This is a genomic window from Micrococcus sp. HSID17227 (assembly GCF_003989405.1).
GTDB classification, from domain to species: Bacteria; Actinomycetota; Actinomycetes; order Actinomycetales; family Micrococcaceae; genus Micrococcus; species Micrococcus luteus.
The window spans coordinates 1-244 of record NZ_RBLN01000587.1 but is presented as its reverse complement, the minus strand read 5'-3'; the positions used below and the strand labels follow the sequence as shown (position 1 = coordinate 244).

Annotated in this window: 1 pseudogene; it reads left to right on the top strand. The window is 74.6% G+C overall.

What is annotated here, in order from left to right:
- Positions 1 to 244: pseudogene (locus tag D8M29_RS13930) on the top strand (hypothetical protein); the annotation flags it as partial.

Below are 244 nucleotides of genomic sequence, written 5' to 3'. Positions count from 1 at the left end.
TGGATCGACGCCGGCGGCGCGGAACGCGAGGCGCGGGCCGCGCTGCTCGCGCCGCTGCTGGAGTACAAGGCCCTGGCTCGGCTGTGGACGGCCAACGGCTGGCACTGGCTGGACCAGTGGATCGACGCCGGCGGCGCGGAACGCGAGGCGCGGGCCGCGCTGCTCGCGCCGCTGCTGGAGTACAAGGCCCTGGCTCGGCTGTGGACGGCCAACGGCTGGCACTGGCTGGACCAGTGGATCGACG